This window comes from Streptomyces sp. NPDC020681 (genome assembly GCF_044334895.1).
Taxonomy (GTDB): domain Bacteria; phylum Actinomycetota; class Actinomycetes; order Streptomycetales; family Streptomycetaceae; genus Streptomyces.
The window spans coordinates 227885-249808 of sequence record NZ_JBIRTX010000008.1; the positions used below are offsets into that span (position 1 = coordinate 227885).

Genomic DNA, 21924 nt, shown 5'->3' on the forward strand with positions numbered 1-21924 from the left:
CCAGCGTGGCATGCGCGGACACAGCGCGCATTTCGATCAACTACGCTCCGTACGCACCGCCTCGTCAGCCGCTCCCCCGGCCCCCACAAGACCCTTCCTGACCTCACCGAGCCGCGGCTCGAACCGCCGCATCTCGCGCTGCCCGACGATCCCGATCGGCGACGGCAGATATCCCCGCACCGACTGCATCCCCCGCAGCCACCACTGCGCGTACACATGCGCCGACCGCCGTTCGATCCCCGCCACGATGCGGTCGACCGCCGGACCCAGCGGATACGTCCGGTTCATCGGCCACGGCAGCCGCTGCCGAAGTTCCCGCATCACATCGTCCTGGTCCGCCCCGCGCACCAAATCCGTGTCCGTCCAGGACAGATAGCCGACGCCGACCCGCACTCCGCGGTATCCGACCTCCGCCCGCAGACTGTGCGCGAACGCCTCGACGCCCGACTTCGAGGCGCAGTACGCCGTCATCATCGGCGCGGGCGTGATCGCCGCCAGCGACGCGATCTGCAGGAAGTACCCGCGGCTCTCCACCAGCAGCGGCAGAAACGCCCGGCCCGTGACCGCGCTGCCGATCAGGTTGACCTCGATGACCCGCCGCCACGCGACCGGGTCCGAGTCCATGAAGGGACCGCCCGCCGCCACGCCCGCGTTCGCGATGACGATGTCGACCTTGCCGAACCGGTCCTTGACCTCCTGCGCGACCTGCGCCATCGCCTCGTGGTCGGTGACGTCCGCGTACCAGTGCTCGCTCTCGGTGTGCAGGCGCTCCGAGACCTTCTTCAGTTCGTCCGGCTCCAGGCCCACCAGCGCCACCTTCGCGCCGCGCGCCGAGAGCTTGCGGGCCAGCAGCTCGCCGACGCCGCGTGCCGCGCCGGTGACGACCGCGACCTGTCCTTCCAGGCTTGTCCTGCTCATGCGGCCTGCTCCTTCGCGTCGAGATAAGTCGTGGCCAGCTCACGGATCTTGGCGGTGACGGCCTCCGGGGCCTCCACCGGTGTCATATGGCCCGCCCCGGTGAGCTCCACCAGCTCTTGGCACTGGGGCAGTGCGGCGGCGAGTCGTCGCGCATGGGCGACGGGCGTGAGCCGGTCCACCGTGCCCGCCACCACGACCGAGGGCACGCTCAACGCCCGTACACCCGCGTCGAGATCGAGCTCGGCGAGCACCTTCGACCAGGCCACCCGGGAGCGCCGTGGGCAGGCGTGCACGATGCGCGCGCACTCCGCGACCTGCTCCGGCGCCGAAACCGGCCCCATCGTCCCGTACTTGAGGATGCGCCTGGACAGTGGTGTCACCGGCCCGAGCGGCGCGCGCGAGCCGAGTACCAGCCGGGTGAGCCGGGTCCGCAGCCGTCCGGCGCGCATCGGCAGCAAGGTCGACTCGGCGACCAGCCGCGAACTGCCCGTACTGCACAGCAGCACGGCGGCCGCGTGCTCCGCGAAGGCGGCCCGGCCGGACGCGGCCATCAGCGTCATCCCGCCCATGGAGTGCCCGGCGAGCACGGCCTTCTCGCCGGGAGCGAGCGCGGCCCCGAGCACCGCTTCGAGGTCGTCGGCGAGCACATCGACTCCGACCGGGCCTACGGGAGTGCGGCCGTGGCCGCGCTGGTCGTACACGACGACCCGGTGGTCGGTCGCCAACTCCCGCACCTGCGCGGCCCAGAAGTGCGTGGAGCAGGTCCAGCCGTGGGCCAGTACGACGGCGGGCGCGCCGTCCGGCCCGTACACCTCGATGTGGATCCGCGATCCGTCGGCGGAGACTGCGGTGAGCTCCTTCACTTCCTTCACTTCGCGGCCTCCGCTCGTGCGACACCCTTCGCGGGTTCGTTCGCGGCGTCCTTCGCGGGATCGTTCGCGGGCGCCCGTACGACCTCGTACTCCGCGAGGTCCACCTCACGCGTCGCGACCCGGAACTCCCGTGTCGTACCGGGCCAGATCGTGGTGTTGCGGCCGCTCGCGTCCAGATACCAGCTGGTGCAGCCGCCGGTGTTCCACACGGTCCGCTTCATCCGCTCCTGCACGCGCCGGTTCCACGCGGCGACGGCGGACGGCCGGGCCGCCAGCGCCGCACGCCCGCCGAGGACGTTCAGCTGCCGCAGGTAGTCGGCCATGTAGTTCAGCTGGGACTCGATCATCAGGATCATCGAGGAGTTACCGAGCCCGGTGTTCGGGCCGATGATCGTCATCCAGTTGGGGAAGCCGGCGGCGGTGGCGCCGCGCAGCGACTGCATGCCGTCCTTCCATGCCTGCGCGAGCGTGCTGCCGTCCGCGCCGATCACCCGCTCGGCGATCGGCAGGTCGGTGACATGGAATCCCGTGCCGAAGACGATCACGTCGGCCTCGGTCTCGGTGCCGTCGGCCGCGACGAGTGTCGAGCCGCGCACCTCCGCGAGCCCGGAGGCGACCAGATCCACATTGGGCTGCGCGAGCGCCGGGTAGTACTCGCTGGACAGCAGGATGCGCTTGCAGCCGATGCGGTACGAAGGCGTCAGTTTGGCCCGCAGCTCCGTGTCCTTGATGGAACGGGCGATATTCGCCTTGGCGAGCGACTCGATGAGGCCGAGCTCGTTCGGCCGCTTGGTGAAGGCCTGGACCTGCAACTCCCTGATGCCCCACAGCAATCCGCGCCGCGCGGCCCCGGTGAACGGCAGCTGCCGGTGCAGCCAGCGTTCGGCCCCGGTGATCCGCCGGTCCATCCGCTGCATCACCCACGGCGGGGTCCGCTGGAACAGTGTCAGCTGCCCGACCTGGGGCTGGATCGCGGGCACGATCTGGATCGCGGACGCGCCCGTTCCGATCATCGCGACGCGCTTGCCGCGCAGGTCGTGGTCGTGGTCCCAGCGGGCGGAGTGGAAGACCTTGCCGGGGAACTCGGCGAGCCCGGGGATCTCGGGGACCTTCGGGTCGGACAGCGGCCCGGTCGCGGAGACGACGACATCGGCGGTGTAGGTGCCCCGGGAGGTCTCGATCTCCCAGCGCAGCTCGTCGTTGTCCCAGGTCATCAGCTCCACCTCGGTGTCGAGGCGGATATGGGGACGGAGCCGGAAGGTGTCCGTCACATGCTCCAGGTACGCCCGGATGTGTTCCTGACCGGAGAAGGTGCGCGGCCAGTCGGGGTTGGGCGCGAAGGAGAACGAGTAGAGGTGCGAGGGCACGTCGCAGGCGCACCCGGGATAGCTGTTGTCCCGCCAGGTCCCGCCGACCGAGTCCGCGCGCTCCAGGACGACGAAGTCGGTGATGCCTTCCCGGCGCAGCCGGACGGCGGCGCCGAGTCCCCCGAATCCGGATCCGATCACCGCGACCCGTACGTGCCCGTGCCGCACCTGCTCCCGCTGGCCCATGCCGCCGCCTCTCGCTGGACATCATCCCGAACGCCGAACCGCGCCAGTAATCACTGGCACGGTTGGGAGACTAGAGCAGTGTCTTACCGAGCGGTAGGGGTACGACCCGACAAGTTACCGGCGGTACAACATAGGCTTCCCCTGTGGCAGAAGAACGCGAGTACCGCATGGAGGAGCTGGCCGAAGAGGCCGGCATCACGGTGCGCACCCTGCGCTTCTACCGCGAGCGGGGACTGATCCCGCCACCGCGCCGCGAGGGCCGCATCGCCTGGTACGACGAGCACCACCTGGCCCGGCTGCGCACCATCGCCGCACTGCTGGAACGCGGGCACACACTGAACGGCATCGCCGACCTCGCCACCGCCTTCGAGAGCGGACGGGACGTCGGCGAAGTGCTCGGCCTCGGCGAACCCACCGAGGAGACCCCGGTCCGGCTCAGCCCGGAGGAACTCGCCGACTACTTCGAGGGCGAGGTGACCCCGGAGAACCTCGCGACCGCGCTGGAGCTCGGCTATCTCGCGACGGACGGCGACGAGATCGTCCACATCAGCCGACGGCTGCTGGACGTCTCGGCGGCGCTCGTACGCCAGGGCGTGCCGCTCTCGGCGGTCCTGGACACGGGCCGCCGGGTGCGCACCCATGCGGAGGCGCTGGCGGACCTCTTCGTGGAGGTGCTGCGCGAGCACGCGGCGGAGGGCGAGTTGGACAAGCTCCGCCCGCTGGCCAAGAGCGTGGTGGAGGCGGAGCTGTCGATGGCGCTGGACCGCCGACTGCGGAAGGCGCCCGATTCCGGCCCGCATTGATCACTTCTGATCAAAGTCCGTTACTGCAACGGGAGTTCATGACCGGTACGGGCATCCATGGCTAAGGTGCGATGGACCACGCTCGTGCCGAGCAGGATCAGGCCTGCAAGCGCAGGATCAGGCCCTGCAGGACCGGGCCTTGCAGGATGCGGAGGATGCCGCGTGCCACAGGGGGAACCGGTGTCGCGGGAAGAAGCGGTCAGGACGGCGTGGCAGGTGCACGCCGCGCTGGGCGAGTGGACCCGGAGCGTCGACGCCAAGGCGTCGTTCGCGCTGGCGATGGAGTCGGCCGCGCTGGCCGGGGTCGCGGCGCTGTCGGGGTCCGGCCGCAGACTGAGCACGGTGTCCGGGCCGGCGGCCGAGATCTGCCTGTGGGCCGGCGTACTGCTGCTGGGACTCTCCGCGGCGCTCGCGGTACTCGTCGTACTCCCCCGCCACACCCGGGCGGGCCGGTCCGCGCCCGGTCCCGGGCATTTCATCTTCTACGGGCATCTGCGCCACTGGACGCCCGAGCAGCTCACCGAACAGCTCACCCGGCACGACCCCCTGCCCGCACTGACACATCAGCTGGTCGCCATGAGCGAGATCCTGTGGACCAAGCAGCGCAGGGTGCAGCAGTCGCTCGCCTGCGCCCTGTCGGGCGGTGCCCTGGTCGCCGTGGTCGGCGCGTTCGGCTGACACCCGGACCTGGAGGAGCGGCATATGAACCGGCACCGGTCGAACCGGGTTCCGTTCTGGTCCCTGCTCGACGACGCCGCCCGGCTCGAGCTGCGCCGCACCGGCCATCTCGAGACGTTCGCGCCCAAGGAACAACTGCTCCAGGAGAACGAGCTCACCGACCATCTGCTGGTGGTCCGTCGGGGCTGTGTGAAGGTCACCGCGCTGTCCGCCGACGGCTATCAGGCGGTCCTCGCCATACGGAACGCGGGCGATCTGCTCGGCGAACAGGCCGGTCTCGACGGCGGACCGCGCTCCGCCACCCTCACCGCCCTGACCACCGTGGAGGCGCTGATCATGCCCGCGAGCGGCTTCAGACGGGCGGCCGGCGACCATCCGGGCATCGCCGCGGCGATGCAGCAGATGCTCTCCGCGCGGCTGCGGGACGCCGACAGCCAGCGCACCGCGACCGGCGGCGAGGCGATCCAGGCCCGCCTCGCGGCGCTGCTGCTGGAACTCGGCGAGAGATACGGCAGACGCAGCGACTCCGGCGCGCTGCTGATCGCCCTCCCGCTCTCCCAGGACGACTTCGCGGGCCTTGTGCTCGGCTCCCGCCGTACGGTCAGCCGCATCCTCGAACAGTGGCGCGCGAACGGCTGGGTGACGACCGGGCGCAACCGCCTGGTCGTCGAGAACCCGGACGCACTGAAACAGCAGTGCGGCGAGGGGTCCTGAGGTCCGGACCGGACCCCGGCCCGGACGGACCTGGACTCGGACTCGGACTCGGACTCGGACTCGGACTCGGACTCGGACAAGGATCCGGCGCGCGGTCACACCTCGTCCCAGGACAGCGTCTGCAATCCGTACTCCTCGGCCAGTGGGTTCCACGCCCCGACGAAGTCCTGCTTGGCGCGCGTCGCCGCCACATTGGCGCGCTCCGCGTCCGCCCATGCCTGAGAGGACGTCACCCGGCTCGTCGTGCATCCGTCGGCCATGTCGTCGGCCAGCCGCGAGTACGCCCTGTCCGCCTCGGCCGAACTCTCCCAGCCGGCCCGCAGATCCGCGGTCAGTCCGTCCGGCAACTGGTCGAGCTCCGACTCCTCCAAGACCCCGACCAGCCGGTCGCGATTGTCGGCCGCGTCGTCGAAGACCACTTTGGCCGCGCTCAGTTTGCTGCCGCCCGGGCAGCCCATCACGGTCGACACGGACTGCGAGACACTGCCGCGAGTGCCGTGGTTGTCCGTCAGCAGGCTCTCCAGTTTCTGCGCCTGTTCCTCACGCGTCTGCGGGGCCGAGGACGAGGAGCCGGAGTCCTGCGACGTCGCCCATTCCTGGATCGCGGTCATCGCCTCGTCGACCTTGTCGCGGAAGGCGAGGCCCGCGACGATCAGCAGCACGAAGAAGATGACGCAGCCGTAGTTCTTCTTGCGCGGCGGCGGCGCGGGTGACCGGGGCCGCGACGCGGCAGGAGTGCCGGACGAGGTCGCCTTCACGGTGGTCACCGGCGGCGTCACCGGAGTGGTGGTCCGCACGGTCCGCGTCGGCGTGGGACGGTTCACGACCGTCGGAGTCGGAGTCGGCTTCGGAGTCGGTTTCGGAGTCTGCTTCGGAGTCGGTTTCTGGTACGTGATCTTGGTCGGAGTCGCAGTCTGGGTCGTGGTGGTGGACTGGGCCTGCGCGGGCCGGGTCAGCGTCGCCGGAGCCGTGCCGACCGCGCTCGCAAGAGGGCCGAGCCACTCCGAGAGCGCGGGCCGCTGCGCCGGCAGGCCGGCCAGACTCCGTTGCGCCAGCCGCCCGACCGCGGCGTCGGCCGACTTCAGGATCCCCACGTCGGATCCGTGCTGTTCGCCGATGAACAACCGGGCGGCCAGCAGAGCGAACTTGTACGCGTCGCCCTGCGGGGTCGTCGGCTGCTCCGACCCCGGCAGACGCCATCCCGGGGTCTGCACCGGCTTGAGCGCCCACTCGCCGCCCAGCACCATCGCGTCGCAGTCGATGAGAAAGCAACTGGGCGAGCCCTGCAGCGAGAACAGCAGGTTCTTCGGCGACAGGTCCCCCACGACCACACCGAGACGGTGGAGCCGGCTGAGCTTCTCCGCCAGATCCAGCAACAGCTGGAACCGCTGGCGTGGCGTGAACGAGATCCCGACGACATTGCCAATGTAGGTGTCCGTGTTCAGCAGATACTCGAAGCCCGCCGTCCTCTTCTCCGGCGCGGTCTTCAGCACCCGGAAGTACTGGTCCGGGATCTGCCGCATCAGGAACCCGTGGACGTTGTTCCCCTGCGTGACCAACGCGGCCGGCCAGGCCGTGTGCTCGCCGAGCCAGCGGGGAGTCCCGCCCGACTGCGCGGGCAGGAAGGCGACCATCCGCTCCAGTACGCCGGATCGCAGCTCGGCCCTGCTCTTGTTGTCGTACTCCTTGAACGCGACCGGCCATTCGCCGTTGATCAGCCGCTTCTCCACGGCCCAGACAGTGCCCTGGCCGCCCTTGCCGAGCTGAGCTCCCTTGACGACGGAGGTCAGTTGGACGCGGGCGGCGGCGGCGCTCATGGCGTCCCTTCGGCGAGGAGTTGCCGCGGCCAGACGGCGAGCAGCGTGCGGTCGTCGTCGAAGGTCTCCCGGGAGAAGTCCAGCAGATGCGCGAGTGTTCTGGGCTCGCGCGGCGGACGGGCCAGCTCCTGGTTCATCAAGTCGCCGACCAGGCCCGTGCCGTCGCCCAGCGGCACTCCGAAGCCGTCGGTGCCCACCAGCAGCGCGCCCTGCGAAGACAGCCGGTACGACCTGGGACGCAGCGTCGGAGGCAGCCGCGGCAGCGCCAGTACCGCGGACGTGGAGATGTCGTCGTCACCTTCCACATCCAGCAACGGGTAGTAGCGCCCGTCGGCCAGATGCCAGGCCGCCGTGTCCCCGACATGGACCAGGTCGGCCTGGAGGCCGCCGTCGGACAGCGCGAAGACCCGGCCCGCCACCAGGGTGGTCGCGAGCTGGGCAAGGGCCTCCTTGCGGTGCTCGTCGGTGGGCTCGCCGGACCGGGCGATCCGCATCAGCAGCTGATAGGCAGCGGCCTGCACGACACGTGTCCAGTCCGGCTTCGCCCGGTCCTCGTCGAGCTGTCCGAGTACATCGCTGACGGCGGTACGGCAGGCCAGGGCCGCGCCGATGTGCGACAGCGGGGCCGCGGACACCCCGTCCGCCACCGCGAAGACGACGGTGTCGGTGCGCTCGTGCCAGGCGACCGCGATGTCGTCCTGCCGCGGGCGTCCGCTGCACCGGTGCTCGTCGCCGCGTACGGAAGCGAGCCTCACCGTGAGGCTCGGCGTCGACCACCCGTCGAAGACGGTGTCCGGGCGGTACGGGTCCGTGGGCGGCGGCTTCGGTTCCGGCACGGCCGCGGCCCGGCCGAGCACGATCCGGTCCCACCGGTCGGGCCCCGGCCGCCGCGGCCCGGGAGCGCGCTGCGGTACCGGGGCATGCTGAGGCACCAGAGCATGCTGAGGTACCGGAGCGTGCCGCGGTCCGTGGTGCGGTTCCGGAGTGCGCGGCCGTGTCGCGGGCGGTTGCTGCGGCGGGGCCTCCTGCCTGCGCTGCTGCGGAGGCTGCGCGTACCCCTGTCCCGCTTCCCCGTACTGAGGCTGCGCGTACCCCGGCTCCAGATACTGCGGCTGCACATAGCCGCCGCCCGCCTGCCGCGGGCGCGGCGGCGGGGGCGGGGGCGGCGCGGGCGGAGTGGGCCCGGGCGGCGGCACAGACGCCGGAGGTGCCGATGACTCGGAGGGCGCGGACTCCTTCTGGTCCTCCGCGCGCTCCTTCTTTCTGCCGAACACCACCGTCACACCTCGTCGATCGCGAGCCGGAAACCCTCGGGCTTCTCCACGACCAGCTCCGCCTGCCCCGACGCCATCGCATTGCCGGACTCCACGACGCTCTTGGTGAGCGCGGTGAAGAACTTGGCGATGGAGTCCCCGAGTTGCGACCCGGGCAGGGACATGAAGGCGAAATCCGACTGCGTGGCAACATTGAGGATGGCTCCGGCCTCCGCCTCACCGATGCCGAAGGCGATGACATTGGGCGCCGCGCTCGTGATCGAGCGGTCGGTGAGTCTGCGGTGCACCTCCATCCAGTTCTCACCCGGATTGGGCTGTCCGTCGCTGAGGAAGAAGACCGCGGGACGGTGCACCCGGTAGCCCTGGCTCTTCAGGCTGCGCACATCCTGCGGCACCCGCTGGAGCAGTGCGCTGAAGGCCGCCTCGTAGCTGGTCCCGCCGCCTGCCGACAGCCGGGGCAGCTCGCTCTCGCCCCTCAGGTCCGCGAGAATCAGGTGTTCCGTGACCTTGTTGGAGAATCCCAGCACGGAGAACCGCACTTTGGCCGCTGCCATCGGCTCTCCGAGCAAGGCCATGTGCAGTGATTTCATGCCGTCGTTGAGGTCGCCGACATGAGAGGCCATGGAATAGGACTCGTCCGCCAGCACATACACCGGCAGCAGCTGCCCGAGCGTCTCGGCCATGGGTGTTTCCTTTCTACGATGCGTTCTTGACGGGAATCAGGCCCTGCGGACAGTCCAGGCGAAGCTCCATCCCGCCCGCCAGCGCACTCCGTCCGAGATGCAGCACGGTGTTCTGCAGCAGCACGGAGAACTGCACCGCCGACTGCGCGAGATCCGCCCCGGGAACCGCCACGACGCCCAGCTCCGGCCGGCTCGCCAGTCGTTCGACGGTGCGGTCGCCGACCCCGCCGATGCCGCACGCCACCAGGTGCGGGTGGTACTTGTGCTGCATCAGCTCCGCCCGCACATCACCCCATTGGGGCGTGTCCTCGGCGTCCCCCACGGCGAGGAGGAAGACCACCGGCCGCAGCACCCGCGCCACCTGCTGCTTGAGCCGCTCCGTCTCCAGCGGCACCAGGTCCAGCAGCTTCCGGAACGCCGGCGAGTACCGGCAGCCGGGCCCGCCGCGGAGATCCGGGATGCCCGTCTGCCAGGTCACCTCGGTGAGCGGCAGGAGCACCTCGGCGGTGTCCGCGTACGAGAGCACAGAGAGCCGTACGGCGGCGGACACGTCCGGGCTGTTGGCCAGCAGGGTCTGCAACGACCGCAGAGCGTTGCCCAGTTCGGTCGCGCAGCCCGACGCGGCCGCCGAGGCGTCGAGCACCACATAGACCGGGACCAGGCCGGTGGCCGGCGCGGACGGGGCGGGCTGTGCGCCGGGAACGTTCCACATACGGACGGGGGCCTGCCCGGGCTGCGGACTCACCGCCGCCGCCTGATGACCGGGCGCCGGCACCGCATGCCCGGGCCCGATCGCGGGCGCGGGGCCCGCCGCGGCCGCCCGCCCCGACTGCGGCAGCGCACCCGCCATCCCCGGGCCGCTCGCGCCCAGCACTCCGTTGCGTACGCCCGGCAGATCGACGTCCCTGACCACGCCCTTGTCGATCAGGTACTTGACCATCTCCACATGGCGCTGTTCCTGGATCTCCGCCTGGCCGAGCCGGGACTCCTCAAGACGCATCAAAAGACCCATGGCCTCATGGGTGTCGTTCGGGTGCTTGGTCAGGTGTTCTCGGACCAGACCCGCGAAGTCGAGCTGGACGCCGGCCAGCACCTTGCGTTCCCGCTCCTCGCGGGCGAGCCGCGCCTGGTGCTTGATGTCCTCGACCGATTCGGCGCCCCACGCCTGTCCTTCGGCAAGGACGATCGACTGCTCGGCCAGCTTGCGCTGCCGTTCCGCCTCCCGCAGCCGGCGGATGAACTCGCGCGATGCGGTGTCCGGTTCCAGCTGCACGGTGCAGTGGTAGATGGTGATGCCCTCGGCAAGATGAATGTCCTGGGCGAAGGCCTGGTTCATCCTTGTCTGAGCGGCCGGCGCTTCGGTGATGGGGAACCCTGCCGCGATCAGGCGCATCTGGTGGGTCAGATGGCCGTAGACCACGGACTGCGCGTCCTGGACGTTGCCGCGCACCAGCCGCACCGGGTCATGGGCCCGGAATCCGACGTCGATCCTCGCCTCGAAGCGATGCCCACCGTCGTCGCACGTCAGCGGGGTTTCGGAGAGCTTCGCGATACGCCGGTGGTCGCTGAGGTCGACGGCGTAGCAGGACCGGTTCTTGCCCAGCCAGCGCTGCGTGCGCGTACGGATGGTCTCGACCTCCCACGGAGCGCCTTCGACCGGATAGACGATCGCCACACTCGGCGGCAGGTTCGGCAGCTCGCCCACCTGGCTGCGTGGGATCGGGCGTTCATTGAGAATCAGCGAGACGGTCACAACACCTTCTCCACATCGAGCTGGGCATGAACGGTGGCGGCCGCCAGCGGCAGCGGCGTCAGGTTGTCCGGGTGCGTCCACTCGTCCGCACACCGGCGCAGGATCCGGCCCGAGCGCTCGTCCCCGTAAGCGATCGCGCCGATCATCAGACGGAACATCTCGCGCAGCTCCGGGTCGCGCTCGGCGAGCGCCGCCCAGATCCGCATCACCTGCGCCGCCTCCTCGTCGAAGAAGGCCTGGTTCAAGGCCGCGCGCCAGAGCCGGATGAACGGCTCCTGCAACTCGGGCTTCCGGTGGGCCAGATACAGCAGCGCCGGCCGGTCGGGCGACTGCCCGGCCGTGCCGCGTTCCTCGGTGTCGATGACGAGCTGGGCAGCGAGGATCAGGAAGGACAGCAGTGCGGTGGGCCTGGCGCGGTAGTCGTCCGACTGCTGGTGGAGCATGTACAGCACGGACGCCGTGAGGTCGAAGTCGTCCGCCAGCAGGTCGGCCAGGCTGCACCCGACCGCCACCGCGACGGTCACGTTGTCGACGACGGCCAGCCGCCCGATCTCCTCCACCGCACGGTCGGTCACCGCGCCGAGACCGTGCACGCGTGCGGCCGTCGCCTGGCCCAGCGGGCGGCTGCGGTCGCCGAGCCAGGACTCGACCATGGCTTCGGCCTGTTCCCGGATCCATGGGTCGCGGCAGCCGACGGACAGTGCGTACGCCACGGCCGCTCGGCGGTACGCGCTCTCGCTGTGCGCCCAGGGCTGGAGAATCCGCGCCGACACATGGCCGAAAGCGTCGGCGGCGAGAACGCCGAGACCGGCGGCCGCGTACACCCGCACCTCTTCGGACGCGTCCATCACCAACTCGCCCAGCCAGTCGAGCAGTTCCTCCTGGATCTCGTACTGCGTCCAGGCGTGCCGGATCACCATCCGCGGATAGTCCGGGTCCTTGTACTCCAGCGCCTCGCCCGGCTCACCGTCGGACTTGGTCACCACACGGGCCCGCAGCCGGGTGAGCTGTCTGCGTCTCGGCACCGCGAACAGCTCCCGGGGCTGCGGGTACCGGCCGTCGGGCCCCGCAGCCCTGATGTACGGGGAGTCGTCCTCGAGCCGGTCGCGCAGGGCGCGCGCCGCCCGCGCGACGTTCTCCTGCGGCAGGCCGTTCAGCACGGCGAGCGCCAGCGCGAAACTGCGGGCCGCCGTGTCAGGCAGGTTCTCCGCCCAGATCTCGAAGTCCTCGGCCTCCACACGCGCCCGGCGCTCCCTGAGCCGGTCCGCGCTGACCTCCCCCGACTCGTACTCCTCGCAGAGCGCCGCGGCGAGTTCACCGGCCTGCTGGCACGCGGGGTCGCCCGCGAGCAGCTCCGCGAGCAGGTCGTACACATCGGGCCTGGCCAGCAGCCGGTCCCCGACGCGCTCGCCGAGCCGCCAGCGGACATGGGCGCGGACGACGGCGTGCTGGTCGGGTTCCTCGCCCACATCCAGTACGCCGCTGAGCAGTTCACTGTCGGACACTTCGGTGCTGGACACGGTCAGCACCATCCAGGCACCGGCCTGGGACAGCGCCCCCTGGACCTTCTCGAAGACCTCCCGGTCCAGATTGCCGATGTCGGCCGGCTGGTCGAGCAGAAAGCCGACGCCGCGCTCGATCCCGCCGTTGCCGCTCTCCAGCTGGTCCGCGAGCGAGGCGAAGTCCACATCGCTGTCGAGGTGGTACACGCGGCCGCCCGGGCAGGCGCCCATCAGCAGGCGTACGGCCATGGCCGACTTGCCGTACCCGGGAGCGCCGCGCAGGATCAGCAGGTTCTGTTTGCGCAGTGCCTCACCCGCGGCGGTGAAGCACAACGGCTGGTAGTACGCGAACCGCACCCGCTCCTCGATCAGCGGCGACAGCGTGCGCAGCTGCTTCTTCCGGCCACCCAGGAGCAGTACGTACTTGTCGCCGCCGACGATGTCGCCCTCGACGTTCGCGACCGCGTTCTGCAGATGGCCGTGGCGCTGCGAGCCCTGACCCATCCGCCCGGTCGCCTCGAACGACTCCGCTCCGGGGCCCGACTTCGGCGCTTCCTCCTTGGCCGCCGCACCGTCCGGGCCCTGTTCACCGGACGCGGGTCTGCCCGCGGCGTCGCCCCCGTGGACCGGAGCGGGCGGCACGGCGCTGTCCGGCGCCCCGCCCGCTCCCGGCCCCCCTGAACCGGCCGCCGGCGGGCTCCCCCCTGCGGCGCCGGCGGCCGGGGCTCCTGGTGCTGGTACGGTCACGGCCGCACCGGCCCGTCGGTGTTCACATGGACGGTCTTGTTGCCGGCGAACTGATCACCCTTGACGGTCCCGGTGTTGAAGGTGACCGAACCCGCGGGCGCCTGAGGTCCGAGTGACGCCACCCCACCGGCTGCGCCCTGCTCCTTCGCACCGTCCTCCGTGCCGTCCTCCGTGCCGCCGTCCTCACCGGCCGGCGGAAGGCCGGGCGGCGCCGGACAACCGGGCACGGTGATCCAGCTGTGGACGACCTCGCCGTGCTTGGTGGCGAACCGCATCGGCAGATAGGCGGCCGGGTCGATTCCGCGGTGGCCGTGCCTGATCACGCCGCGGTAGGTCTCGTCCGAGACGATGAACACCATGCGGGCGGAGGGAGCGGCGACCAGCACATCGCGCAGCGGCTGCGCGTCCACCAGCCGGCAGGCGGTGTTGACCGCGTCACCGGACCAGCCCTCCGCGTCCCGCGCGACGAGCCCCTGATGCAGCGAAACGCGGAACCGCAGGGCATGCGCCTTGCTGAACATCGCGCCTTTCTGGGCGAGTTCGTCGTCCAGCTCGCGAATGAAGGGCCCGGCGAGCAGCAGCGGCGAAACCGTGCCGGGCACGATCATCAGAACGCCGTCGCCACGGTCCTCGTACACAATGTCGCCGACCGGCAGCCCTGACCGCTCCATCGCGCCTTTGAGGGTCTCGTACATCGCGGCGCGCACCGACCGCTGAACCGGATCGGTCCGCACACTGAAGTTCTCGATGTCCAGGACCACGATCCAGCGATGTGTGGCGTGACCAGCCATGTGACGTACCTCCCGAGGCTGCTGTCGATCAGCTGTCTCAGTAGTACGACATCGCCGCAGCACGGGTATACGCCAGTTGACTCATAGCAGAAATTGACCGAGTGGGATCGGGATTCTTGCGGCAATGAACGCCTGCCGATCACTCAAGTCCACTGGCTATTCGGTTGAGTTGAACAAATGTCCCGGGATCGATTGGCTGCGCCAATATGGTGCCGTGACCGCTACAGCTCGTAGACCGCCGTCACCGGCGCATGGTCGCTCCAGCGCTCCTCGTGCGTCGCCGCCCGCTCCACCCATGCCTTCACCGCGCGGTCCGCCAGACCGGGCGTCGCGATTTGGTAGTCGATGCGCCATCCCGAGTCATTGTCGAAGGCCCGCCCGCGGTACGACCACCAGGTGTACGGCCCCTCCTCGTCCGGGTGCAGCGCCCGCGTCACGTCCACGTACGCCGCCTCGTCCGCGTCGAGGACGCGGGACAGCCACTCGCGCTCCTCCGGCAGAAAGCCGGAGTTCTTCTTGTTGCCCTTCCAGTTCTTGAGGTCCGCCTCGCGGTGCGCGATGTTCCAGTCGCCGCACACCACGACCTCGCGTCCGTCCGCCGCCGCCCGCGTCTTCAGTTCGCGCAGATACTCCAGGAATTCCTTCATGAACCGGGTCTTCTCGTCCTGGCGCTCCGTGCCCACCTCGCCGGACGGCAGGTACAGGCTGGCGACCGTGACACCCGGCAGATCCGCCTCGATGTACCGGCCGCTGAGGTCGAACTCGCTCGATCCGAAGCCGATGCGCACCGCGTCCGGCTCACGCCGCGTGTAGAGGGAGACACCCGCGCGGCCCTTCGCGCCTGCCGGTGCGTGTGCCGTGAACCAGCCGTCGGGCTCGCGCACCTCGTCCGGGAGCTGGTGCGGTTCGGCCCGTACTTCCTGGAGGCAGATCGCGTCGGCGGCGGTACCGGCCAGCCACTCCACGAAACCCTTCTTGGCCGCGGCGCGGAGACCGTTCACATTCACTGTCGTCACGGTGAGCATCCCGGCACCCTACCGACCGCCCACGGGCCGGGTGCCCATGGGCCGGGTGCCGACCGGCCACCGGCCGGATGTATTCGCATGCATGTACCCTCGGCGGCGTGATGTTCCGCGCCGTCGCCTTCGACCACCCCGATGCCGTCAAGCTCAATGACGAGGTTCAGCTCGAATACGCCGAGCGTTATGGGGACGGGGGCGATGTCACGCCCCTCGACACCTCGATGTTCCTGCCGCCGCACGGGCGGTATCTGATCGCGTACGACAAGCAGGGCCGTCCCGTCGCGACCGGCGGCTGGCGTTCGCACGAGCGGAACGACGAGGGTTACGAGGACGGCGACGCCGAGCTCAAGCGCATGTATGTGATCCCGGAGGCCCGGGGTCTGGGGCTCGCTCGCCGGATGCTCGCCGCCCTGGAGGACGACGCCCGGGCCGCGGGCCGTACGCGCATGGTGCTGGAGACCGGCACCGCGCAGCCCGAGGCCATCGAGCTCTACACCTCCAGCGGCTACACGCCGGCTACGAAGAAATTCGGCCACTACCGCGAGTACGAGAACAGCCGCTGCTTCACCAAGCTGTTGTCGCGACCCTGACATTTCTGCGTTTCCCGTGGCACTCTGCCTCACGCACGCCGATCCGCACCGCCTCATCCCCCACCCTGCCCGCGCGACACCACGCGCGGGCACGGCAGAAGGAGACATGCGTGAGACGCCATCGCACCGCCGCCGGGATTCTGCTCGCCGTCGGCACCTTAATCACCGGCGCACTGTCGGCCACCACCGCAAGCGCCGCTCCCTCACCGGCACCCACGACGAACGCCTTCGAGCAGCAGCAGACGAAGGGCTTCTGGACCGCGGAACGGATGCACGGCGCCACCCCGCTCGATCTGCTCCCGCTCGACCGGGCGGGACTGGGAGCCCTCAAGTCCCCCGCCTCCGGCGGCACTCCGACGCTGATACCGCCGACTCTCATACCGGGAACGGCGGCGTCACCGATGGCCTTCCCGCAGGCCGGCGGCCCGTGGACGGGCGGCGGCGCCGTGGTCAACACCTCCGGCCGGGTCTTCTTCAGCTTCCAGGGCCGTACGGCATCGTGCTCCGGCAACTCGGTCACCAGCCAGAACGGCAGCACGGTCATCACCGCGGGCCACTGCGTGAAGTACCAGGGCAGCTGGCACACCAACTGGGTCTTCGTGCCCGCGTACAACAACGGCCAGGCGCCGCACGGCCAGTGGTCGGCCACCAAGACCTTCGCGACCGACCAGTGGGCGGCGAGCGAGAACATCAACTACGACGTCGGCGCGGCCGTCGTCGCGCCGCTGGGCGGCAAGAAGCTCGCCGACACGGTCGGCGCACAGGGCCTGTCCTTCAACGGCGGCTACAACAAGCCGATGTACGCCTTCGGGTTCCCGGCGGCCTCTCCGTACGACGGCACCAAGCTGATCTACTGCAGCGGGAACTCCTCCAAGGACTGGCTCTTCTCGCAGGACCACAGCCTCGGCTGCAACATGACGGGCGGGTCCAGCGGCGGCCCCTGGTTCACCTCGTTCAGCGAGGCCACCGGCACCGGGCTGCAGGCGTCGGTGAACAGCTTCGGCTACACCTTCCTGCCGAACCGGATGTTCGGCCCGTACTTCGGCAATGAGGCGAAGGCGGTGTACGACAAGGCCCAGGTCTCCTGAGCCAACCGGACCGGCAGGGGCGGCGGTTCAGCCCTTGCCGGTCCCGGTCACGGTCCCAGCCTCGCGTTCGCCCTCGGTGTCCACGTGCGGCAGGATCTTGTCCAGCCAACGCGGCAGCCACCAGGCGGACTTGCCGAGCAGCGTCATCACCGCCGGGACCAGCAGCAGCCGCACCACGGTCGCGTCGATCAGCACGCTCACCGCGAGCCCGAGGCCCAGCATCTTCACCACGATGTTGTCGCTGATGATGAAGGCGGCGAAGACGCTCACCATGATCAGCGCGGCACAGGTGATCACACGTGCGGTGATCTCCAGCGCGTGCGCGACGCTCGCCTTCGCGTCGCCGGTGCGCAGCCAGGCCTCGTGCACGCGCGTCAGCAGGAAGATCTCGTAGTCCATGCTCAGGCCGAAGACGATCGCGAACATCATCATCGGCACATAGCTCTCGATGGGCACGTCGCCCGACACTCCGAGTGCCGGGCCGCCCCAGCCCCACTGGAAGACGGCGACGACCACGCCGTACGAGGCCGCGATGGACAGCACGTTGAGCACCGCCGCCTTGACCGCGACCAGCAGTCCGCGGAAGACGATGAGGATGATGAGGAAGGCGAGGGCGACCACCACGAGGATGATCAGCGGCAGTCGGCTGGAGACGATGTCGAGGAAGTCGACCTGTGCGGCGGTCGTGCCGGTCACATAGCCCTTAGCCGCGGTGCCGGAGACGGCCTCGGGCAGCACGTCGTCCACGAGCCGGTTGACCAGTTGGGTCGTGTCCTCGTCTTGCGGCGCCTGGGTCGAATACGCGGTCGCGACGAGGACATCGCCGTCCTGGGTGGGCTGCAGCGGAGTGATCACGGCCGCGCCGGGCACATTGGTGAGCGCCTTCTGCGCCTGGGAGGCGAGCGCCGAGCGGTCGGCGCTCGGTACCGAGGTCTGGTCGACGACCAGCGTCAGCGGCCCGTTGGAGCCGGGCCCGAAGGCGTCCGACATGAGGTCGTATGCGCGCCGGTCGGTGAAGGACGTGGGGTCCGCGCCGTCGCCGATGTGGCCGAGCTGGATGGAGAACAGCGGGATGGCCAGCACCGCGATGACCGCAACGCCGCCGGTCAGGAACTGCCACGGGCGGCGCTCGACGCGCTGCGCATACCGGTGCCAGGTCCCGTGCGCCTCCTCGCCGGGCTCGGCGTCCGTCTCGGCGATCGGCTTGCGCACGTGGTACTTGTCGATCCGCTTGCCGATGAGGCCCAGCAGCGCGGGCAGCAGGGTGAGCGCGCCGAGCACCGCGGAGACGACGGTGACCGCGGCCGCGACGCCGAGTTTGGAGATGAAGCTGACGCCGGAGACCGACAGACCGGCCAGCGCGATGATGACCGTGCATCCGGAGACGAGCACGGCGCGACCGCTGGTGGACACCGCCCGGCCGGCGGCCGCCACGGGATCGTTGCCGTCCATCAGGTTCTGCCGGTGCCGGGTGATCAGGAACAGCGCGTAGTCGATGCCGACGCCGAGACCGATCATGGTGGCGAGCGTCGGTGAGACGGTGGCGAAGGTGGTCGCGGCGGCGAGCAGCGCGAGACAGGCGAGCCCGCAGATCACGCTGATCAGCGCGGTCACCAGCGGCAGACCGGCGGCGATCACGCTGCCGAAGCCGATCAGCAGGACCACGATCGCCACGGCGAAGCCGATCAGCTCGCTGACCCGGTCGTCGGCGGCGGGTCTGGCCAGCTCGCCGAGCGATCCTCCGTACTCCACTTGCGCACCGGCGTCGCGCAGCGGCTCGACGGCGGTGTCCACGCCGTCGAGGTACGAGTCCTCCAGCGTGGAGGGCTGCACATCGAAGCGGACTGTGATGTAGGCGGTTGCGCCGTCCGTGGACAGCGGGCCGACATCCGGCCCCGACGGTGTCGGCGGCGGGGTCCCCGGAGGCGGCAGCGGATTCTGCACGGACAGCACATGCGGCAGCTTCTGGAGGTTGCCGATCACCGTGGACATCTGGGAACTCAGGTCGGTGAGCGGCTTGGCCGTGTCGTGCAGGACGATCTGGCTGCTGTAGCCGCCGGCGGCCGGGTCATGCTCCTCGAGTACGTCCAGTCCCTTCTGCGACTGGGCGTCGGGCAGCGAGAAGTTGTCGGAGTAGTCGCCGCCGTAGGTGCGGTGCAGGACCTGGAGTCCGGCGAGTGCGACCAGCCAGGCGACGATGACGAGGACGGCGTGCCGTGCGCACCATTCGCCGAGCCGGCGCAGCACGCCTTTGCGGGCCGCGGACTCCGGGGTACGGGAGGCCTGAGGCGGCTGAGCCATCGACATGTGTTCTCCCGACGGGACCGGAGCCAGACATTCAGCATTAAAAGCCCCAATCGCTCGGACGGCATGCGCACGCAGGCATCAGAGAGCCCCTGCCGGACCTCCCGGCAGGGGCTCTCTGACGGTCCGACCTCGGATCAGGCGACCGCGCCCTCACCCTGTGCCAGCGGCCACTCCCGGTGCAGCGCGCCCAGCGGGATGCGGTGCTGGAAGACGGGCGTACCGAAGATCGACAGCTGGAGCTGCAGATGGCCCGTCAGATCGACGCCGCCGTAGAGCTTCCAGGCCCCGACGACGGACTCCGGCGTGGCGGTGGCCGAGACTTCGCCTCGCAGGTAAGGAGCGAGATCGGCGGTGACGCCGACCGCGCCGTACAGCCCGACCGTGGCCTCGGCCCCGAGCGCGGCCTTCACCTGACCGGCCGCGGTCACCTTGGCGCGTACCGGCGTGCTGGTCATGTCGGAGGTGCTGACCGGCTGCCAGCCGCCGGCCTTCGTGTAGCTGCCGCCGACGCGGAAGTCGCCCTTGAGGTCCTGCTTGACCTCGACGGTGACGGTGCCGTCGCCCGCGACCTGGACATACGCGGTGAGGTCGAGGTTCACCACGACCGGCACGGGCCCGACCTGGATCACCGGATCGGCATGCAGCTTGGCGAACGGAATCCGCACCGGCTTGCCGCCCGCCGACACCTTGCCCTTCAGCTCCCACTGCGAGGTCCAGTCGCCGCTCAGCCCGAGGAACGCGGAGTCGGGAGTGAGCGCGGAGGACCCGTCGTACGAGAACTCGACCTCGGGCACGAGCTGAACGAAGCCCGCGACCGACGCCGCACCGGACACCGGAGCGCCTTCACCGACCGGCAGCGGGACCGAGGCCCCGACATCGATCCGCAGGCTGCCGAGCGGCAGCTTCGCGCCCTGCGGTCCGACGTGGATGTTCCCGGTCTTCGCCCAGGAGACCTTCACGCCCTGGACCAGCGGCTCGACATCGACGGTCGACGGGTCGACCGGCACGGTCCCCTCGGCCTTGTCGTCGCCGAGCAGCGCCCCGAGCGTCGCGGGCTCGGTCCTGACCTCGGTGCCCTTCTCGGTCTTCCGGGCCACGTCGGTGACCTTGGCGAGCAGCCCGTCGGGAGCACCGGGCGCGGGCCCGCTCGCGATGACGTCGCCGACGGCAGGTGCCTCGGCGGCCGGGGCCTGTGAAGCCGAACCCACCTTCTTCGCCCCGGATATGACGGCACGTCGGCTGGTCCGGTCGTACGAAGCCACCTTCAGCGGCGACTTCTTGGCTTTCCCGTCGTCGCCGGCCCGCGCGACGGCGGTCGGCTCCCCTTTGGGCACTCCCGCGACGGCAAGCTGCCGCCCGGGGCCGGAATCGGGGCTGACGGTACTGGTGGGCAGCGGCGCTTCGGCACCGGCCGCGGCCGGGTTCGGCGCACCGGCCTCGGCCGAACACCCGGCGGTGAGCAGGGAAACGGTGGCCAGAGCCGCTAACAGGGCATGCCTGGCGGGGAGCTTACGCACGTGGGAATCCTCGGAGCGTGTGTTTGGGGGATACGCGCAACAGGAAGGGACTCGCGAATACCAGCGAGTAACAACCGGCCTGACGATCCCACAGGCACCATGAATCCCGTGGAGAATCTGTGGAACCCCGGGGATGACCTACGTCACAAGGGGCGCTGTACTGCGCCGCGTACGTGCTGTGCTTCGCGGCCGCACGTGCTGTACTTCGCCGCCGCAAGAATGCCGAAGAGCCCCTACCGGGTCTCCCCGGTAGGGGCTCTCAGCTGCGGTGAGGTGTTCACGAGTGAGCCTGAGCCGGGTTCGGCGACGTCCGTCGATTTTCTGCCGAGCCAGGCACCGAGGCGGGCAAGGTGGGCCATGGGGTTGCAGCCGGGTCGCGGCGATTCCTCAGTAGCGGGATCTGCGCAAACCGAAGACCCCGACGCCTCGGGAGATGGCGCCCTCGATCCCGGCACGCGTCCATAGCGTTGTCGCCATTTGCCGGTGTCCCACCTCGCCGCCCGCTGAAGGATTTCGTGCTCTGCCCTACGGGAGGAACATGAGGCAGCGGCTGTGCCGGCAGGGTGCAGTTGGCTCGTATCGTGCGCGGTCGCTGTCTCGCGGGGAGACGGGGGGAACGGAGTGCCCCCTGCGACTGTGCGTGGCATCCCAGACGTCACTCCCGGACCATTGCGAACGTGAAGCCGTCGTGGACGGATTGTGAAGGCGCCGCAGCGGCGCCCATTCCCCGGGACGGGGCATGGCCGGGTGAATAGTGGCTCCTGCGGCTACGCTCACAACAGCCCCTCGAATGAGACAACTTGCTGGGGCGAATTTGCGGGAAGTTCATCCACATGGGGGGTATGCGTGACGTTCGACGAGGAGTGGGCCGCCGTGCGGTCCGCCGCGGCGGGGCAGCAGGAGACGCGTATGCGGCTCAACCAGCTCCCGGCGGACGGCGGCGGCGGATCGAGGAAACGCCTCCACGTGGACTCGGACGAACTGCGCGGAAGAGCCGGCAAGGCGGACACCGTTCGCACGGACTTCGTCAAGGCCGACAACGCCGCGAGCAAGGAGACCGGGGAGGTCGGGGCCGGTCTGAAGGGCTTCCGCTCGGCGCCCGCGTTCAAGACCTTTTCCAGGCGCTGGGACGCGCAGATGAAGTACGTCGAGGGGCTGATGCAGAACGCCGTGGCAGGAGGACTCCGGGAATCCGCCGCCGAGTTCGACGCCCGCGAGCGGACCGAGAAGGAACGGCAGCGCAAGGGTGGCGACAAGGCCGGCAACGGCTCCGACCGTAATCTCGCCTGAGCGAT

At 70.0% G+C, this 21924-nt stretch carries 18 protein-coding genes; 6 read left to right on the forward strand and 12 right to left on the reverse strand.

Annotated elements, in window-relative coordinates:
• Window positions 1–36: 36 nt before the first annotated feature.
• From ACH4YL_RS21160 to ACH4YL_RS21170, 3 genes are read right to left on the reverse strand one after another with little or no spacing between them, the layout of a single operon-like run.
• Window positions 37–918, reverse strand: coding sequence for an SDR family oxidoreductase (locus tag ACH4YL_RS21160; RefSeq protein ID WP_398508924.1), 882 nt, complete (start codon window positions 916–918; stop codon window positions 37–39).
• Window positions 915–1790: an alpha/beta fold hydrolase gene (locus tag ACH4YL_RS21165; RefSeq protein ID WP_398508925.1), complete on the reverse strand. Its 876-nt coding sequence runs from the start codon at window positions 1788–1790 to the stop codon at window positions 915–917. Before ACH4YL_RS21165 ends, ACH4YL_RS21160 begins: the two co-directional genes overlap by 4 nt.
• Window positions 1787–3343 (reverse strand): flavin-containing monooxygenase, encoded by a 1557-nt coding sequence (locus ACH4YL_RS21170; protein ID WP_398508926.1) that lies wholly within the window; start codon window positions 3341–3343, stop codon window positions 1787–1789. Before ACH4YL_RS21170 ends, ACH4YL_RS21165 begins: the two co-directional genes overlap by 4 nt.
• Window positions 3344–3510: 167 nt before the next feature.
• Between ACH4YL_RS21170 and ACH4YL_RS21175 the strand changes: the two genes are divergently transcribed.
• From ACH4YL_RS21175 to ACH4YL_RS21185, 3 genes are all read left to right on the forward strand, one after another.
• Window positions 3511–4146 carry a MerR family transcriptional regulator gene (locus ACH4YL_RS21175; RefSeq protein WP_398509097.1) on the forward strand — a complete coding sequence of 212 codons (636 nt, stop codon included), beginning with the start codon at window positions 3511–3513 and terminating at the stop codon, window positions 4144–4146.
• 162 nt (window positions 4147–4308) lie between these two features.
• Window positions 4309–4824 carry a Pycsar system effector family protein gene (locus tag ACH4YL_RS21180; protein ID WP_398508927.1) on the forward strand — a complete coding sequence of 172 codons (516 nt, stop codon included), beginning with the start codon at window positions 4309–4311 and terminating at the stop codon, window positions 4822–4824.
• Between the two features lie 24 nt (window positions 4825–4848).
• The gene (locus ACH4YL_RS21185) at window positions 4849–5538 is read left to right on the forward strand and encodes a Crp/Fnr family transcriptional regulator (protein WP_398508928.1); all 690 of its coding nucleotides are present in this window, start codon (window positions 4849–4851) and stop codon (window positions 5536–5538) included.
• A gap of 95 nt (window positions 5539–5633) precedes the next feature.
• Here ACH4YL_RS21185 and ACH4YL_RS21190 read toward each other — a convergent pair whose 3' ends face one another.
• The 7 genes from ACH4YL_RS21190 to ACH4YL_RS21220 all read right to left on the reverse strand — a co-directional run bounded on the left by ACH4YL_RS21190 (window position 5634) and on the right by ACH4YL_RS21220 (window position 15130).
• Window positions 5634–7355 carry a hypothetical protein gene (locus ACH4YL_RS21190; RefSeq protein WP_398508929.1) on the reverse strand — a complete coding sequence of 574 codons (1722 nt, stop codon included), beginning with the start codon at window positions 7353–7355 and terminating at the stop codon, window positions 5634–5636.
• Window positions 7352–8632: a protein phosphatase 2C domain-containing protein gene (locus tag ACH4YL_RS21195; RefSeq protein ID WP_398508930.1), complete on the reverse strand. Its 1281-nt coding sequence runs from the start codon at window positions 8630–8632 to the stop codon at window positions 7352–7354. The genes ACH4YL_RS21190 and ACH4YL_RS21195 overlap by 4 nt, the downstream gene beginning before the upstream one ends.
• Before the next feature lie 2 nt (window positions 8633–8634).
• A complete protein-coding gene (locus ACH4YL_RS21200; RefSeq protein WP_398508931.1) occupies window positions 8635–9312 on the reverse strand; it encodes a hypothetical protein in 678 nt (225 codons plus the stop codon).
• Between the two features lie 13 nt (window positions 9313–9325).
• Window positions 9326–11065, reverse strand: a complete 1740-nt coding sequence (locus ACH4YL_RS21205; protein ID WP_398508932.1) for a hypothetical protein — start codon at window positions 11063–11065, stop codon at window positions 9326–9328.
• Window positions 11062–13209, reverse strand: coding sequence for a hypothetical protein (locus tag ACH4YL_RS21210; RefSeq protein WP_398508933.1), 2148 nt, complete (start codon window positions 13207–13209; stop codon window positions 11062–11064). The genes ACH4YL_RS21205 and ACH4YL_RS21210 overlap by 4 nt, the downstream gene beginning before the upstream one ends.
• A 101-nt stretch (window positions 13210–13310) precedes the next feature.
• Window positions 13311–14105, reverse strand: coding sequence for a hypothetical protein (locus ACH4YL_RS21215; protein ID WP_398508934.1), 795 nt, complete (start codon window positions 14103–14105; stop codon window positions 13311–13313).
• Between the two features lie 221 nt (window positions 14106–14326).
• A complete protein-coding gene (locus tag ACH4YL_RS21220; RefSeq protein ID WP_398508935.1) occupies window positions 14327–15130 on the reverse strand; it encodes an exodeoxyribonuclease III in 804 nt (267 codons plus the stop codon).
• A 101-nt stretch (window positions 15131–15231) separates the two neighbouring features.
• On the opposite strand from ACH4YL_RS21220, the gene ACH4YL_RS21225 reads away from it, so the two are divergent.
• Both ACH4YL_RS21225 and ACH4YL_RS21230 read left to right on the forward strand, forming a co-directional pair.
• On the forward strand, window positions 15232–15717 hold the full coding sequence (locus ACH4YL_RS21225; protein WP_398509098.1) for a GNAT family N-acetyltransferase: 486 nt from the start codon (window positions 15232–15234) through the stop codon (window positions 15715–15717).
• A gap of 110 nt (window positions 15718–15827) precedes the next feature.
• Complete coding sequence (locus tag ACH4YL_RS21230; RefSeq protein WP_398508936.1) at window positions 15828–16805, forward strand: trypsin-like serine peptidase; 978 nt, start codon at window positions 15828–15830, stop codon at window positions 16803–16805.
• Between the two features lie 27 nt (window positions 16806–16832).
• Here the strand turns inward: ACH4YL_RS21230 and ACH4YL_RS21235 are convergent, their stop codons facing one another.
• On the reverse strand, window positions 16833–19106 hold the full coding sequence (locus ACH4YL_RS21235; protein WP_398508937.1) for an MMPL family transporter: 2274 nt from the start codon (window positions 19104–19106) through the stop codon (window positions 16833–16835).
• Between the two features lie 140 nt (window positions 19107–19246).
• Window positions 19247–20629, reverse strand: a complete 1383-nt coding sequence (locus tag ACH4YL_RS21240) for a hypothetical protein (protein ID WP_398508938.1) — start codon at window positions 20627–20629, stop codon at window positions 19247–19249.
• Window positions 20630–21475: 846 nt separating this feature from the next.
• Between ACH4YL_RS21240 and ACH4YL_RS21245 the strand changes: the two genes are divergently transcribed.
• A complete protein-coding gene (locus ACH4YL_RS21245) occupies window positions 21476–21919 on the forward strand; it encodes a hypothetical protein (protein WP_398508939.1) in 444 nt (147 codons plus the stop codon).
• Window positions 21920–21924: the final 5 nt, after the last annotated feature.